Origin of the sequence: Terriglobus sp. 2YAB30_2 (genome assembly GCF_052114765.1) — a bacterium.
GTDB lineage: Bacteria > Acidobacteriota > Terriglobia > Terriglobales > Acidobacteriaceae > Terriglobus.
Genome location: NZ_JBFRFJ010000016.1, coordinates 39,355 through 54,642, shown reverse-complemented (window position 1 = coordinate 54,642; position 15,288 = coordinate 39,355). Strand labels below are relative to the sequence as shown.

Sequence of the window (15,288 nt, the reverse complement as noted above, 5' to 3'; positions counted from 1 at the left end):
GAACAAGTTCGTCGGGGGCCCCACCGTTGTTACCCCAACGAACAAGTTCGTCGGGGGCCCCACCCTTTCGCTACGCGAAAGAATGGGGCAACGAGTGTATTGCCTGAGTAGGCTCTTATTGTGCGACCGTGATGGTTGCGCTTCCGGAGCCTGAGGCGTAGTTGGCTCCGTTATATGTGGCCGTAATGGTGTGGCTGCCAACCGTCAGGCTGGAGGTTGTGTAGGCGGCTCGTCCATTGCTGTCGACTGCGATAGTCGCCAATAACGTACTGCCGTCGTAGAAGGAGACTGAACCGACGCCGGCCGGCGGCCCTGCGCTCCAGGATGTTACTGCCGCTGCAAACGTCAGACTTGTTCCCGCGCTTGCGTACCAACTCGAAGGTGTGAGCGATACATTCACCGGCGCTGCGGTCATCGTGAAGCTCTGCGTCTGAGTCGCTGCACCGTAGTTGGTTTGCGGTGGATAGCTGATGACGACCGTGTGGCTGCCCGCCACGGGCTTTGTCAGGGTAAAGCCCGCACTGCCGCCGCTCAGCGGAACAGATACCGCCGCACCGCCGTCGAGGCTATAGTTGATCCCACCCTGTGGTGTGCCCGCATTCGAGCTCACGTTGACCGTGCATTGATAGTTGGAACCGTAAGGCGAAGATCCATTCCAACAGGAGACGCCCATGGTAACCGGAACCGGAGTGACATTCACTGTGGTTTGCGCCGACGTGCCTGCAGGATTATTTCCGTCGCCGGAATAGACCGCGGTGAAGGTGTGTGTGCCCGCTGCCAGCCCGGGTGAGATGTACCAGTAGGCGCATCCATTCCCTTGCAGCGACAACGTGGTAAGCGAGGCGACTCCGTCTACGATCTGAACGGTTCCGGTAGGCGTTGCCATCGTAGCTCCGGTGACACAGGCGGTGACATTGGTAGCACCGGGATATGTCAGTTGTGTGCTTGCGAACTGAAGCGTGACAGCCGCGTCGTAGACACCCAACGTCAGGCTTGCCGAGCCGGTAAGGTGGTTGGTATCTCCACCATACTGAGCCGTAATCACTTCGTTGCCAGAGGTTGTTGGCACAAAGGAACAGGTTGCGACTCCTGACGAGCTCACTGCTGCGGTACACAACACAGAGGAGCCCGCGCTGAAGGCGACGGAGCCACCGGGCTGCCCTGCCCCGGTGACCGTCGCCGTCAATGTCTCGGTCTTTCCTTGTGCCGCAGGGTTAGAGCTTGTAGCAAGGGCCACGGTAGATGCGGCCTGCTGTATAGTCAGTGTCCCGTTTACAAAGTGCAGGCTGTAGTTCGCCACACTGAGCGTTCCTACCGCAGCCGTGATGGTGTACGAGCCGGCATCGGTTGGAGTAGCCGGACTCGTGGTCAACGACGGCGTGCCACTCAGGATGGACGCCGTGTCTCCGTTCACAAACCCGCTGTAGCCAGGCGTATAAGCTGGCACAGTTTGGCCATAGGTGATGGTCGAAGAGGCTGCGGTGACGGTCAAGGCAGGCTCCGACCCGGTAATGAAACTCACGTTGTCGAACTTACTGGTTTCTGTGGAGTAGGTGGTGATGTCGCCCGAGCATGCCGCAAGACCAACGTAGTAGGTACTTGCCATGTTGATGGTGCGGGTATCGACGACAAACCACGTCACACCGTCAGACGATTGCGAAGCAGTAAAGACATTGCCTGCACGCTCCAGCCGGAGCCATACCGGTATCCAGGTGTATTGGTTGCCGGATTTCCAGGTCATGGTGTCGCCTGTCGTCGCCCGTCCTCCCATCTGTGCGATGCGGCCGCCGGTCGATCCCAAAACCATCGCCGTTGCAACAGCATTGGCATCCAGCGTTTCCCGCATCATCAGGCCGGTGTTGCTCAACGTTCCGCTCTCACCGAACAGGCGCGCGGTCAGTGTGAAGTCCCCCGTGACCTGCTGATAGGCATAGTGCAGCGAATCAGCGGCGCCTCCGATCCCGCTTCCCTGACCGGTGACCACGAACGTGTTGTTCGCTGCCGTGGCATACTGCGCACTGCCAGGAACCTGCACGACGCCGATGTCCGCATCCAACCAACCTGTCGGCAACGATCCCGCACTCATGGGAGTAGCACTGGCAGAGGTTGATGTCGCGCTGGCTCCTGATTGGTTGACCGCCTGCACCTCATAGGAATAGGCCGTGCCATTAGTCACGCTCGCGTCTATGTACTGCGGCATTGTGGTTTGTGTAAGGCTGGCAAGCACGGTGTACGACACGCCGTCCGTGGAACGCAGAACGTTGTAGCCATTCGCAGTCGCTGTCGTCGACCAGTTCAGGAAGACCTGGCCTACGCTGGCTGTCGCGGTTAGACCGGTTGGTGCAGCAGGTATAGGCGACGGAGGATACGCCGACGCCGAAGCATTCAAAGTGAAGGTCAGTGTGCCATACCCGAAGTGATCGATGCTGCCATGCTCCGGCCGTTGCAACTGAGCCATCGCCTGCGTGTTGGGCGTACTTACTCCCTGAAGAACGTTGTAGTGGTTATAGAGCAGCTCCCACACTGGACGATCGCTCAGACGGTCACGTCCGTTGGTGGAGGGGTAGTACTGCAGCACATTGTCGCTGTTGTTGTAGGACGTATATGGCACAGTCTGGTTCATGTTGTACAGCGACACATATTCAGCTCCAGCCAGAAGACGGTTATTGCTGTAGCTGAAGAGATCGACACCCTGGTTCCATGCTGTCTGCGCCGCGTAGCCAAGCAAGCCTACACCAAGCTGAGCATGTTCCTGGTCGCGGCCCGCCTCCTGCCACTGGCCCAGTGCTCCATCGTTATAGAGCGTCCAGACGGCGTGATTGATCGCGCCGTTCCCTGCTCCATTCTGATAGTAGGCAACGCCCTGGTTGAACCAGTCGGTGTTGTCATTGAGCACGCCCATGGCGATCAGGGCGCCAATATTGCATGCATCCCAGTTCGCCCAGTAGTGATCGATGGTCGCACCATTATGTCTGGTGAGGAAGTCATTGACCACCGGATAGAGGTAGTTGGTGAACATATTCTGGAAGGCAGAGAAATCGCTATCGGACCAGCCAGAGTAGCCGCGCAGGGTTTCGCCTGCGAGAGCGAAGTCCTGGATCGCGATACCCATCAGACCCGGGATATCGGTGCCTGTCGGTACCTGGTTCACCTTCGATGCCCATGCGTTCAGAATCTTCTTCGACTCCTCTGCATAAGCCGTGTCACCGGAGATGCGCCAGCGGAGAGCGTTCAGATACGCGGCATGGGCATCGAGATCAGCATTCTGACGGCTGCTTCCCATATTTGCCGTCGCGCGGTTTGCGTAGGTGCTCTGCGCCTGTGAATCGGTGATGAGCAGATTCCAGTCGTCGATCCAGGGATGTGCTCCGGCGGCCACCTGCGCTGCCATGCGGTCGAAGTCGGCCTGGGTGTGCAGCCCGCCGGGATGCACAAAGGCGCGGCCTGAGACGGTCACAGTAATCGCCGGAGACGTGCCGCCGGTATAGCTGCTGTCTCCGCTATAGGTTGCCGTCAGAACATCGGACCCATCGGGGAGTGCTGTTGTAGAAAGTGTTGCGATACCGCCGGTCAATGTTCCAGTACCGAGGACCGTGCTTCCGAAGTAGAAAGTCACCGTACCGGTTGGGGTAGCGCCCGCTCCGGATACTGTGGCTGTCAGCGTCTCTTTCACACCAAGATTCAACGAGGCCGATGATGGCGTGAGGGCTACGGTCGGTACTCCATATACCTGAACGGAGACAGTGGACGACGAGGCGGCATAAGTGGCATCGCCGGGATAACTTGCGCGAACACTGTTGAGGCCGACCGGTACGGCTGTCGTCGATAGAACCGCCGTTCCGGAAGAGTTCAGTACAACGCTGCCAAGCAGGGTGGTGCCGTCGTAGAAAGCGACCGTTCCTGTCGGCACTGTTCCGCTGCCCGATACGGTAGCGGTGAAGGTTACGTTCTGCCCCTGGTTGATGGTTGCAGGAGAAGCCGCGACCGAAGCCGTCGACGTCGCGCTGCCAGTGACGTTCACCGCAACCGTGTTCGAGATGGAGCCTGCATTCGATGTATTTCCGGGATAAGTCGCCGTAATGGACAGTGCGCCGGTTGCAGACGGCGTGTATGTCAGTGTCGCTACTCCAGACGAATTCAACGTTGCTGTGCCCAGCAGCGAACTGCCGTTGTTATAGAACGAGATGGTGCCGCTTGGGCTTGCGCCACCGGTAACCGTCGCTGTCAGGGTCATCGCGGTTCCAATAACTACGCTACTGACAGAAGCCTGCAGGGTGGTGGTTGTCACCGGCAGAGCCGCGGCCTGCAGCAGGATCTGTTGTGGCGACAGCACTCCATCGGTCACAAAGGAGAGAGCCGCCGAGCTCGCGTTGTTGTCCTGCGGCGAATAGGTGATCGCGAGTGTGCAGTTTGCTCTCGGAGCCAGCGAGGTGAAATTGCAGGCATTCGAGGAAGAAGTCGAAGCGATAGCAAAGCTACTCGCGTTTGTACCGCCAATGCTCGGAGCGCCACCGGTAAAGTTCAATGTGGTATTCCCCACATTGCTGAGCAGCACTGACTGTGCCGCGCTGGTTGTATTCGGAGCCTGCCCGGCAAAGACCAGCAGCCCCTGCGGGCCCATCTGACGCACTTTGAGATTGCCGGAGTCCGTAATGTAGACGCGGCCGGCTGCATCGACCGCGACACCTCGCGGACCGCTCAGCAGAGCGCTTGTGGCAACGCCGCCATCTCCGTTCGTCCCCGTCGCAGTACCAGCGGTCCCAGTGCCCGCAACCACGGAGATGACGCCCGTCGCCGCGTTCACTTCAAGGATCTCGTTATATCCGTTGACGGCGAGATAGATGTTGCCTGCCGGGTCGGTTGCCAACCCTGTGGTGCCGTTCAATTTTGCCGTAGTCGCCCGTACTCCATAGGGAGAGAGCGTGCTGCCTCCTCCGGCGATGGTGTACAGGTTTCCCTGGACAGGAGATGTAATCGTCGGATTTTCCAGTGTAATGAGCGCAGCCGCTGCGCTGCCGCCGACATAGATCATCCGGATGAGGTTGTTGTTCTTATCGGAGATGTAGACGTTATTCGAAGTATCTACCGCTACCGCATAGGGCTGGTTCAGCAGTGATGAAGAAGCGACGGTGCCGTTTGCACTATTGCCGGATGCGCCTGAAGCAGTTCCGCCTCCTCCCGCGATGGTGCTGATGAACCCGGTGGAGGCACTCACTTCCCGGATCGAATTATTCCCCTGGTCCGCAAGGTACATGTTGCCGACGGAGTCGAACTTGATATCGTCGATGCCATGGAGCCCGACGGCGCTGGAGGTCGCCAGGGTTCCATCGCCGCCGTTCGCGCTGGTGCGGCTGCCCGCCACGCGATAGATGGCTCCCAGTGTTGGGTTGGTGACGCTCGCTTCAAGAGAGATGAGGTTGGTGCCGGCCGTGTTGGTTCCGCCGGCATAGACCACCCATATTGTCGAGGAGGTCCCTGCGACATAAATGTCGCCGGCGGAGTCGATTCCTAGTCCACCTGTATTCGGGGTGATCTTTGTGCTTGTAGCGAGGGTGCCGTTCGACGGCGTGCCGCACTGATTTTCTATGCCGGCGACCACGTAGATATTGCCGACGACCGGAGAGGTGACGCCGGTCTCGGCGGCGATCAACTGCGCTGCCGTTGCCCCACCTTCATAGATCACGCGTACGGTGCAGTAGGTGCCATCGACAAAGAAGACATCGCCGGAAGCATCGGCGACAATCCCCTTAATACCGCCCGACATCAGAGCGCTGGTTGCCGGTCCGCCATCTCCGGTATATCCCGCGGCTCCCGTACCGGCGATCGTTGTAATGATCTCCGGCTGAAAAGTCAGAGCCGGCTGAGCCAGCCCCGGCTCCAATGAAAGGGTAAAGAAGAACCACAACCAGATCGCTAACCGTCTTTTTCCACTCATTCTCACGTTTGTCACTCCTCCATACGGCCCTGCGTGTGTGCGTACAATCACCTTCACTCCGTGGTTTCCCTTTGGAGCACTTCCTAAAACTGCAGTGATTGCCGGGAAAGACGTCCCCTGTATTGCGTGACGAGTCTCCCGATGGTTCTGCCGGATCGTCAACGTTCCAAACAGTTCAGCCGGTGTTCGGGAAAACGATTTCCCTTTGATTTCAAGCACTTAAAATCGCGCACGGCTTCGTAACCGGACACGTTATGGGTGACGTTATGGGCTGTTAAAACGTAGCTTCGTTAGTGCAGCGAGGATCTGTAACCTTCTCGAAGCAAATACGCGACTAATGAACTAGAGCCCGCCAGAGGCTCTAACCAGATGCAGATTGCCCGCACCCCTCCAAATGTCCGGAAGGGTGCGGCCCTTTCGTCCGGCTCCCCGAACGTCAGTCAGGTCGGATATCGTCGTCCCCGGAGGGGTGGAAAAGCCGGCGGACGGTGTTGTTCAGCTTGTGGAACAGCGTCGGATGTTCGTAGCGGTAGACCACAGTGCCCGGAACAACGAGCGTCACCTCGGTTCCGGCCTTGGCGGAACTTACGACCGTCAGCTTGCTGCGGATTCGCGAGGCCCTCTCCCGCATCCCCTGTAATCCAAAGTGTCCCTCCCGGCCTCCCGCCAGGAGAGCCGGATCGATCCCCTGGCCGTTATCCTTGATGCGCAGGGAGAGATCGTTTGCATACCGAAGCTCGATTTCCAGACGGCTTCCCCGGGAATGCGCAGCCGCATTGCGAATCGCTTCATCGGCGATGCGGTAGATTTCGTCGCGCACAATCGGATGCATGTCTCTGGCATCGCCAACCGCGGAAAAGATAACACTCATGGAAGCCGGCCGCTCATGTTCTTCGACGGCCCGCTGTAATGCTTCAGAAAGATGGTTCTTCTCTGTAGTGCTGCCGCGTAGAGAGTGGACCGCTGCCCGCGCCTCGTCGACTGCCCTCCCCAGCCATATCGACAGCTTCTCGAGCGTCTGTTGCCTGCGTTTTTCGTCCGTGTCCTCACGAAGGGCGTCCTCCGCAATCATCTTGCTGCTCTGTACGGTTTGCAGGAAGGTATCGTGCAACTCGCGTGCGAGCCGTGTTCGTTCAGCCAGCCGGTCGTCAAAACGGGCGCTCAAAGTTGCCGCAACCTGGCGCAAACGCAGCCGGTAGATCATCCAGACGATCAGAACGATCGCAAGTCCACATAGAACTGCGAACCAGGCCGTCTGGTACCAGGCGGGCAGAATTCTGAAGGAGAACGATGCGCCCGTTTCGTTCCAAACGCCGTGATCGTTGCTTGCAATGACCCGGAAGGTATAGTTCCCGGGCCGAAGCTTGGTGTAGTACGCCTGACGCCTGGTCCCCGCGTCCGACCATTCCGTATCGACGGGATCGAGCCTGTAGCGAAACTGCACCCGCTCAGGAATCCTGAGGCTGAGCGCGGTGTAACCGATCTCAATGTTTCCATGTTTTGGAGGAAGCACGAGATTCTGCAGGTGAGAGTAAGTTTGTCCACCAGCAACCAGAGAACTGATCAGAACGGTCGGCGGCACCAGGTTATAGGAGCGATCGAGCGACGCTGGATCAAGCCATGCGATCCCTTTGGTGGTAGCAAACCATAGACGGCCATCCTCTGCTTCCACCAGCGATGGCTCGGGAAATCGTTCAGCAGCAAGACCGGGAAGGCCATCCAGCGTATCGAAGCTCTCGGCGGATACGGCGTAGTCAGGATTCGCGAGCCACTTTGCCAGCTCGTCGGCTCTGACGTGGACGATGCCGGAAAATCCGCTGATCCAAAGGTCGCCTGTCTTAGTCTCCACGATGCCCGACACGCGTCCTGGCAGATTTGCATCGTTCCATTGCATGATGCGGAACTCGCCGCGACTGAGTAGCTGCACGCCAGTCTCAGAACCAAGCCAGACATGTTCTCCCTTAACCGTAAGCGCGTTCGGGAAGCGGTTCTTTCCGAAGTAGGTGTACTTCTGGTAGCTGTTTCCGTCCCACTCCACCACATGATTTGAAAATGCGAACCAGATATTGCCTGCGGGATCACTTTCCATGGTGCCCAGGATGCCGGGCTCACGGCCGAGCGCAACGTTCTGATTGACCCAGGTCTGGCCGACGCGCCGGTAGACATTTTGGCCGAATGTCAGAAGCCAGAGTTCGTTGTTCTTGTCGAGTGCGATCGAGGCAACGACTTCTCGGTCATCATTCGGGTAAGAGACCGGCTCAAGATGATCGGCATAGACCTTCCAGAGCAGATGCTTCCCCAGACCGGAGGACCAGATACCGCCTTTAAAGTCGCGGCGAACGGCGATGACCTGGCCGGTCTCGGGGAGTGTCCTGTTTCTGCCGTCGAAGAAGACCTCCGTCAGCGGCATCGCCCGGCTGCCAATCCAGACGTTCTGGTTGTCGCCAATCGCGATAGCGAACTGATGTTCGCTGGCTGGGGGTGTTGGCAACTGCGAGATCAGGTTTCGCCGAAGCTGATCCAGTCCAGAGTTGGTTGCGATCCAAAGGCTACCTTCGCGATCCGCGAGGAGCTTCCATACAACGTCGGAGCTGAGTCCCTGAGCGACGGTGAAGCGCTGACCGCTTGCCGGATCGACACTCACATCGATTGGGCTTTTCTCTGGCGCTGGAACGCGCAGGATTCCGTTGCCGCTTGCTGCCCAAAGTGTGCCATTGCTATCGAAGGTGAAGTTACCGAAACGCGAGCGTTTGGGTAGTTGAGAGCGGCGTTGCGATGGTGCGTTTGAAGTGGAACTATCCTCTGATACTCGCCGCAGCCCCAGCTCATCGGAGAGCCACATGGAGCCGTTCGGCCCCTCATGAAGGTATGCAAAGTCTCCGACCGGTCCTTCTCCATGGGGACTGACGATGAATTTGCTGCCGCCGCGCGGAAGATAAAGGAGCTTCCCAGACGGCATCTTCAGCCAGATGGCGCCGGCGCCATCGATCGCGATGGCGGAAGGAAAGCCGCTGGGAAGACCATAGCGGCTGCTGACCAGCTCGCATCTGTTATCACGGACAAGAAAGAGGCCAGCCGAGCCGGCGACCCATAACGTCCCATCACGATCCTCGACGGTGGAACCTGTCAGCAGTCCTGGCGTGCAGCCATTACCGGGAAAGGCTGATAGCTTTCCGTCTTTCCAAAGAAGCAGTCCAGGTGCCCGCGTCCTGAACCAGACATCTCCGGAAGAGGCCACGAACACCGAGTTCAGTTCCGCGTTTTGCGCGGCTCCGGCGGTGATTGCATCCGCCGACTCAAAACGAACTCCATCAAAACGAAAGACTCCCTTGGAGGTCGTCAGCCATAGATAGCCGTCCCGGCTCTGCTGAATGTCGAAGACTGCGCCTAAACCACTTTCAGAGGACCACGCCGTGTGATGAAAGTTCCTTAGCTCCTGGCCGCCATCTCCCGATTGCGGCATCCGCAAAGGCTGAGCTTGCAACAGGAAAACCGGAGATATCGCCACGAGGAAGATCAAGGCGAAGAGTAAGAATGAATAGCTCTTTTTTGATTTCACGGCCACGCGGCAGCGAGCTGTTCTGGCCACAATCGCACTCTCGGAGTTTCGGACACGGTTGGTTTGCTGGGAGTTGGAAAAGAAAGTCAGGCGATAGATAGGACCAGGGGAGCCATGAATCTGACCCTTCTTCAAAGGACTTCAAATATGCACAGACAACACCATCATCGATGGTGATATCACATTGCATCATTGTTTTCGAAATTTGATCTGGGAAGGCCAACCGGTCGGCGGTCTGCCGTCCCCAATGAGACGGAACACACCTGCCTTCCGGCTGGTTAGTTTTCGGCGAGATATCCGCCAGCGTCTTACTCCGGTAGTGGTTCTCCAGACTGTTCCCGGACCATGTACAGGGCGTACCAGTCATACCAGTTCGCATCTGCCTGGCCTGTCCGCTCCTCATGCTTTCCGTGCGCTGCAGCGGCGCGGCGCAATGCACTGACAAGGTCAGTCGTCGAGGCGTAGCTGGTGTCGCCTGCAACTCGGCCTGGCAGGCGCGTTGTTATCTCCTGGAAGAGCCATTCGTTCCCGTCCGGATCCTGGAACGAGGCGAAGGAACGATAGCTGCTTTGTGCTGGGTCTGGGCCGGGGACTCGATTGCTCCCGAAGAGATAAGGCTCGTCTGAACCGATGTAGTTATCGGCCCCACCGTGAAAGATCTCGCTGACCGCGACACCGCGAAAAAGCAGCTCGCTACGGGCTGCAGCAAGGTCAGCGACGATCAGGTATAGCCCCTTCGCCGACCCTGGCGCCGCAGCGGTCACGTTTTTACCGAAGATGATTGAGCAGCCGGATCCAGGCGGCGTGAACTGGATCACACGATAGTCGTTTCCCTTCGCGAAGTCGGCATCGAGCCGCCATCCGAGTTTGGTGTAGAACTCCTTTGCCCGACCGACGTCGGAAACCGGAATAACGACGATTTCGAACTTCATGTCGACCTGCTTCACGCTTGCCGCGCTCACGGCCGCGTTGCTGGACACTTCTTGAACTGAGCTTGCCATATGCTTCTCCTTCCAAATCGGTGAGGGATCATTCCAGTGGCCCTGGGTGTTCGTACTCCCGCCTTACATTCGGTCAGCGTCGAGCACCGCCTGTGCAAAAGCTTGTGGGGCTTCCTGCGGAAGGTTGTGACCGATACCGCCCGTTATATTCCGGTGTTGATATTTGCCAGAGAATTTATGGGCATAGGCCGCAGGGTCCGGGTGCGGAGCTCCATTGGCGTCACCCTCCAACGTAATGGTTGGAACGCGAATCGAAGGGGCCTGTGCCAGTTGCTTTTCGAAATCATCGTACTTCTTTTCGCCTTCGGCAAGTCCAAGCCGCCAGCGGTAGTTATGGATGACGATGGCGACATGGTCGGGATTGTCGAAGGAGGCTGCGCTACGGTCAAAGGTCTGATCGTCGAAGTTCCATTTCGGTGAGGCGAGCTTCCAGATGAGGTTTGCGAACTCTTTCCGATATCGCTCATACCCTGCTCTCCCGCGCTCCGTTGCGAAGTAGAACTGATACCACCATTCGAGCTCTGCCTTCGGAGGCAGAGGCATCTTACCGGCTTCCTGGCTACCGATGAGATAGCCGCTGACGGAAACGAGCGCCTTGCAGCGTTCTGGCCACAGCGCGGCGACGATGTCCGCGGTACGGGCGCCCCAATCGAATCCTGCTAGAACGGCCTTATCGAGGTGAAGCGCATCCATCAATGCCACGATGTCACTCGCCAGAGCGGAAGGCTGACCATTGCGAACCGTCTCCGCAGAGAGAAACCACGTCGAACCATAGCCACGGAGATAAGGTACGATGACCCGATAGCCTTCCGCCGCTAACCGTGGAGCAACATCTACAAAGCTGTGAATGTCGTACGGCCAGCCGTGCAGAAGAAGGAGCGGTTTTCCATTGGAAGGTCCAACTTCGGCGTAGCTCACACGAAGTAGGCCCGCATCTATTTCTTTGAGCGAGTCAAACGTTGTGCTCTGCGCGGCAGCCGCAGATGGACTTGGCGCCGGCGGCATCTCATTTTCTTTGGCGAAGAGCGGCAGTTCTCCTAACAGCGCTGCCCCGGCAGAGAGTCCAACTCCCAACATGCGTCTGCGAGACAGCTTGTTTACTTCCTGTTGCACGGTAAATCTCCTTTTGATAAGCCTTGCATATGGATGGATGCCGCCTGGAGCCCTTCGTTGCAAGAGATTGTCGGCACGCACGGAGATGCTCTGCAAGGTCGTAGCCCTGGTCCCGTTGGGAAAGGAAGTATTCCAATGGAGATTGAATCGGCAAACCGAGCTTGGCTCGAATCGGGTTCGAGAAAGCAATCAAATTTGATCGAGTGCATCAAATAGGTCGCGTACAAGATCCTTTGAGCTTTCCAGTCCGACGGAGAGACGAATCATGGAGTTGGTTATTTTGCATCGCTCGAGATCATCGTCGCTCATATCCGAATGAGTCATCGTTCGCGGATGTTCTATCAGAGATTCCGTACCTCCAAGCGAGACGGCAAGATGACAGATTTTCACTGCATCTAGAAAACGTGAAGCTTCCTCGAAGCCCGCATCTTTAAGATAGAAGGTGATCATTGATCCAGGTCCCGTGCATTGCTTCTTGTACGTTGCATAAGAAGGACCGTCATTCTCGCTGAGCAAGCCCGGGAACAGTACTCGCTCGACTTTAGGATGATGTGTCAAGGCAGTCGCTACTTTAGTAGCCTTTTCCGCTTGTCGCTCCATTCGCAACCAGCATGTTTCCAAGGAACGAGTAAGCATCCATGCGGTGTCTGCGGCCAGAGTTCCGCCGAGGATTGTCCGGAAGTCGCGGATGGCTCCAATGAGATCTTTGCCACGCCCTTCCCCAGCCAGTACGATACCCGCGATCAGATCACTGTGTCCGCCAAGAAACTTGGTCGCCGAGTAAAAGACGAGATCAGCCCCTTGCAGAAATGGATGTTGAAACACGGGACCAAGAAAGGTATTGTCGACCGCAATCAACGTCTTGGCACCGTTGCGGGTCCTGATCAATTGGACGATAGCTTGAATGTCCGTAATCGTCATACTCGGGTTAGAGGGAGTTTCGAGGAAAACCATGTCGTACGGTTGGGGAGAGTTGTCTAATACCGATTCGACGGCGGACAAGTCACTCGTATCTACTGCATGCGCCGAATAACCGAATCGCTCTCCAAAGTGTTTTAAGAAAAAGTATGTCCCTCCATAGACCGGATCGGTATAGAGTATTCGCGCGCCGACAGGTAATAGCGCAAGCAGCGTTGTGCTGATGGCACTCATGCCGGAAGGGAAGGCCGCAGCAAACGCAGCTCCATTCTCGATGGCAACCATCTTGTCCTCCCAGATCTCGACGTTAGGATTGTTGAGGCGCGAATAAATCAATCCGGGCTCTTTTCCATCGTCGTCGGGCAAATGGTAAGCACGTTGGAAAAACTGACGGCCCTCTTCAGCATTACTGAATTCAAAAGTCGAAGTTCTGAAGAGCGGTGGCTTCACAGAGCGTTCAGAAAATTTAGAAGCGTATCCTGCCAGGATGGCGCGGGTGGAAGGATGAAGTTCTCTCAGCCTGCTTTTGTAGGCTGGTTGTGACTGATCATTACTTTCGGACTGGCTCATCTGGATTTCCCTCTTTTTGCGAAAGCCTTCTCATGGCAACGAACATGTTACGAGCGTAGCCCGGAAATGAAAATGTCGTCACCACCGCGATGGAGCCAGATGCTACAGCTCAACAATGAGGCGGTGGATGAGTCGCGCGTAACGCGATACTCCCACGCTCGTGTCTTGAGTCATTAATTCGTTAGAGCGAATGATTCGAGCAAAGCTCAAGTCGGGTGGGAGACGCGGGCTTCAGCCCGCGTTTGTTGGCTCCATAAGAAACGGGCTCTAGCCCTGGGGTCTTTTTCTCCATCAGGAAAAAGCCCATTTACTTTATGTCTTTATCAGCGGGCTGAAGCCCGCTGCTCCCACCCGATTCAGTCATGCGCTGTTCCTTGCCCCATTCGTCGCGGGATGGATGTTAGAAGTGATGCGCAATTCCCATGACAAGGGCGTAGTCCGCGAAGGCGGCGTCACCGTGGGAATGAGTTGCAAGGTCAGGAACCGAGGCCCGGCGATTCCTCTGGATAGCCCAGGGAGCGTTCACCATCAGAGTGCTTCGGCGGTACTGGTAGGTGATGCCGGGATCGATCGAGATAATGTAGCCCGGACGACGGAAGCCATTACTCTTACCGAAGGCATCACGCACAGGAATGCCTTCCATGCGTCCTCCAAACGTAGCCGAGAGACCGCGGACCTTCGGAACATGGCGGCCAAGTCCGGCTCGGAAGAGATACTGGTCGGTCACGGACATGTACTTCTCCAACGGCTTGGACCGGAAGCTCAGCACATTGTTCGTGTCCCGAGGGTTGAAGAGCCATGAGCCCTGGAAGTAGGCCGTGGTCTTGAAATACGTCTGCTTATACGCCTGCGACGACAACGTAAAACCCCAGCTACCGTCACCCGGCTGCATCGACTGGTCGGCTACTGCCTTTCCATAAGTACCGTTTGATAGCAGAGCTGTGCCTGTAGCATCGCTTACGCCGGTCGGAAGCTTGAGGCCGAAGCCGATGGCGACGTTGCCTCCCCACTCGGTGGGTCCACGGAAGAGCCACGATTGCGCACCGACGATGATGTCACCCACGCCCGCAATCTCATACACACCCTTGGGCGTATAGAGCTGATTGCGCGTTCCCTGCAGCACCGGAACAGAAACATTGAAGCTCCAGCGGGGATTCAGGTCGTAGTTGACGGCGATGTTGTAGATGTTCTGGTGGTTCTTGATCTGGGTGCCGAGAACCGCGCGCTGTGTCTGCTCGACGGTACCGACATAATGCCGGAACGAGCTGAAGCTGCGCCAGTCCAGCTCCACCGAGACCTTGTGCATGAAGTCGTGAGGACCGCCGTGCGTTTTACCACTATTCGTCTCTTCCTGGGGACCCATCGCGCAGATTGACTGGTTGGTATGCGCGGCGATACAACCTTGACCAAGTGCAAAGGTGGAAGATGCAATGAGGGCGACCAGGGTAAACGTTTTCATGGAAGTACTAAGACAGAAGAATACGCCTTATTTCGCGGTGTTGGCCATCTTTTTAGGGGTCTTCTTTGCACTCGCACCAAGGGAAGGATTCGCACAGGGACAGGCTCTGCGAGAGCCTTCCGCCTTACTTACCGACCTTCAGGGCCATCGCCATCTGATCGAGGAACTTCACGGTACGCCGGCCGTCATAAACTTCTGGGCGACCTGGTGCATGCCCTGCAAAAGCGAGATGCCGCGGCTGGTAAAACTCCAGGAACGCTATCCAAAAGTTCGCTTCGTCGCCATCTCCATTGACAGCGCGGATGCTCGAGCAATGATTCCTTCTCTGATCGCGAAACGCAAGTTTTCCATCCCGGTATGGCAAGGGGCATCCGCGGATACGTTGAAAGAACTTGCACTCGGCGAACTGGTTCCGGCAACGGTAATCCTCGATGCAGACGGCATGCTGGTGGGCCGCATCGAGGGTGAGGCGAGCGAAAAAGACATCGCGTCTCGTCTGGATTGGCTGCTCAATGGCCGCCAGGGCAAACAGCCCAAACCGGTGCAGAAAAATGATTGGTGAGACGCTTCAGATAACCCTCCCGAAGTGACCGGTTCGCGCGCCCTGCAAGAGGTCCGATCTCCGGACGTCCGCGAGTAGCTTTATACCCTTCCCAACTCTGAGTGCCTTTCACTACAATCCACAGGTAAACGCTTTACTTGACTTAGAGTCCCCGCGATCAGGATTTACTCC

Annotated in this window: 7 protein-coding genes; 1 reads left to right on the top strand and 6 read right to left on the bottom strand. The window is 57.1% G+C overall.

Annotated elements, in window-relative coordinates; translation table 11 throughout:
• Window positions 1-115: 115 nt before the first annotated feature.
• The 6 genes from AB4Y89_RS19880 to AB4Y89_RS19855 all read right to left on the bottom strand — a co-directional run bounded on the left by AB4Y89_RS19880 (window position 116) and on the right by AB4Y89_RS19855 (window position 14,555).
• Window positions 116-5,935: an Ig-like domain repeat protein gene (locus AB4Y89_RS19880; RefSeq protein WP_442302688.1), complete on the bottom strand. Its 5,820-nt coding sequence runs from the start codon at window positions 5,933-5,935 to the stop codon at window positions 116-118.
• 436 nt (window positions 5,936-6,371) lie between these two features.
• Complete coding sequence (locus AB4Y89_RS19875; RefSeq protein ID WP_442302687.1) at window positions 6,372-9,398, bottom strand: two-component regulator propeller domain-containing protein; 3,027 nt, start codon at window positions 9,396-9,398, stop codon at window positions 6,372-6,374.
• 404 nt (window positions 9,399-9,802) lie between these two features.
• A complete protein-coding gene (locus AB4Y89_RS19870) occupies window positions 9,803-10,495 on the bottom strand; it encodes a VOC family protein (RefSeq protein ID WP_442302686.1) in 693 nt (230 codons plus the stop codon).
• A 63-nt stretch (window positions 10,496-10,558) separates the two neighbouring features.
• Window positions 10,559-11,608: an alpha/beta fold hydrolase gene (locus AB4Y89_RS19865; protein ID WP_442302685.1), complete on the bottom strand. Its 1,050-nt coding sequence runs from the start codon at window positions 11,606-11,608 to the stop codon at window positions 10,559-10,561.
• A 189-nt stretch (window positions 11,609-11,797) separates the two neighbouring features.
• Window positions 11,798-13,096: a trans-sulfuration enzyme family protein gene (locus AB4Y89_RS19860; protein ID WP_442302684.1), complete on the bottom strand. Its 1,299-nt coding sequence runs from the start codon at window positions 13,094-13,096 to the stop codon at window positions 11,798-11,800.
• Window positions 13,097-13,496: 400 nt separating this feature from the next.
• The gene (locus tag AB4Y89_RS19855) at window positions 13,497-14,555 is read right to left on the bottom strand and encodes a hypothetical protein (protein WP_442302683.1); all 1,059 of its coding nucleotides are present in this window, start codon (window positions 14,553-14,555) and stop codon (window positions 13,497-13,499) included.
• Between AB4Y89_RS19855 and AB4Y89_RS19850 the strand changes: the two genes are divergently transcribed.
• Window positions 14,515-15,117 (top strand): TlpA family protein disulfide reductase, encoded by a 603-nt coding sequence (locus tag AB4Y89_RS19850; protein ID WP_442302682.1) that lies wholly within the window; start codon window positions 14,515-14,517, stop codon window positions 15,115-15,117. The genes AB4Y89_RS19855 and AB4Y89_RS19850 overlap by 41 nt on opposite strands.
• The last annotated feature ends 171 nt before the right edge of the window (window positions 15,118-15,288 follow it).

Coding starts and splice junctions, on each gene's coding strand:
- AB4Y89_RS19870 (WP_442302686.1), bottom strand. CDS start 10,495: ATGGCAAGCTCAGTTCAAGAAGTGTCCAGCAACGCGGCCGTGAGCGCG.
- AB4Y89_RS19860 (WP_442302684.1), bottom strand. CDS start 13,096: ATGAGCCAGTCCGAAAGTAATGATCAGTCACAACCAGCCTACAAAAGC.
- AB4Y89_RS19875 (WP_442302687.1), bottom strand. CDS start 9,398: ATGCCGCAATCGGGAGATGGCGGCCAGGAGCTAAGGAACTTTCATCAC.
- AB4Y89_RS19855 (WP_442302683.1), bottom strand. CDS start 14,555: ATGAAAACGTTTACCCTGGTCGCCCTCATTGCATCTTCCACCTTTGCA.
- AB4Y89_RS19880 (WP_442302688.1), bottom strand. CDS start 5,935: ATGAGTGGAAAAAGACGGTTAGCGATCTGGTTGTGGTTCTTCTTTACC.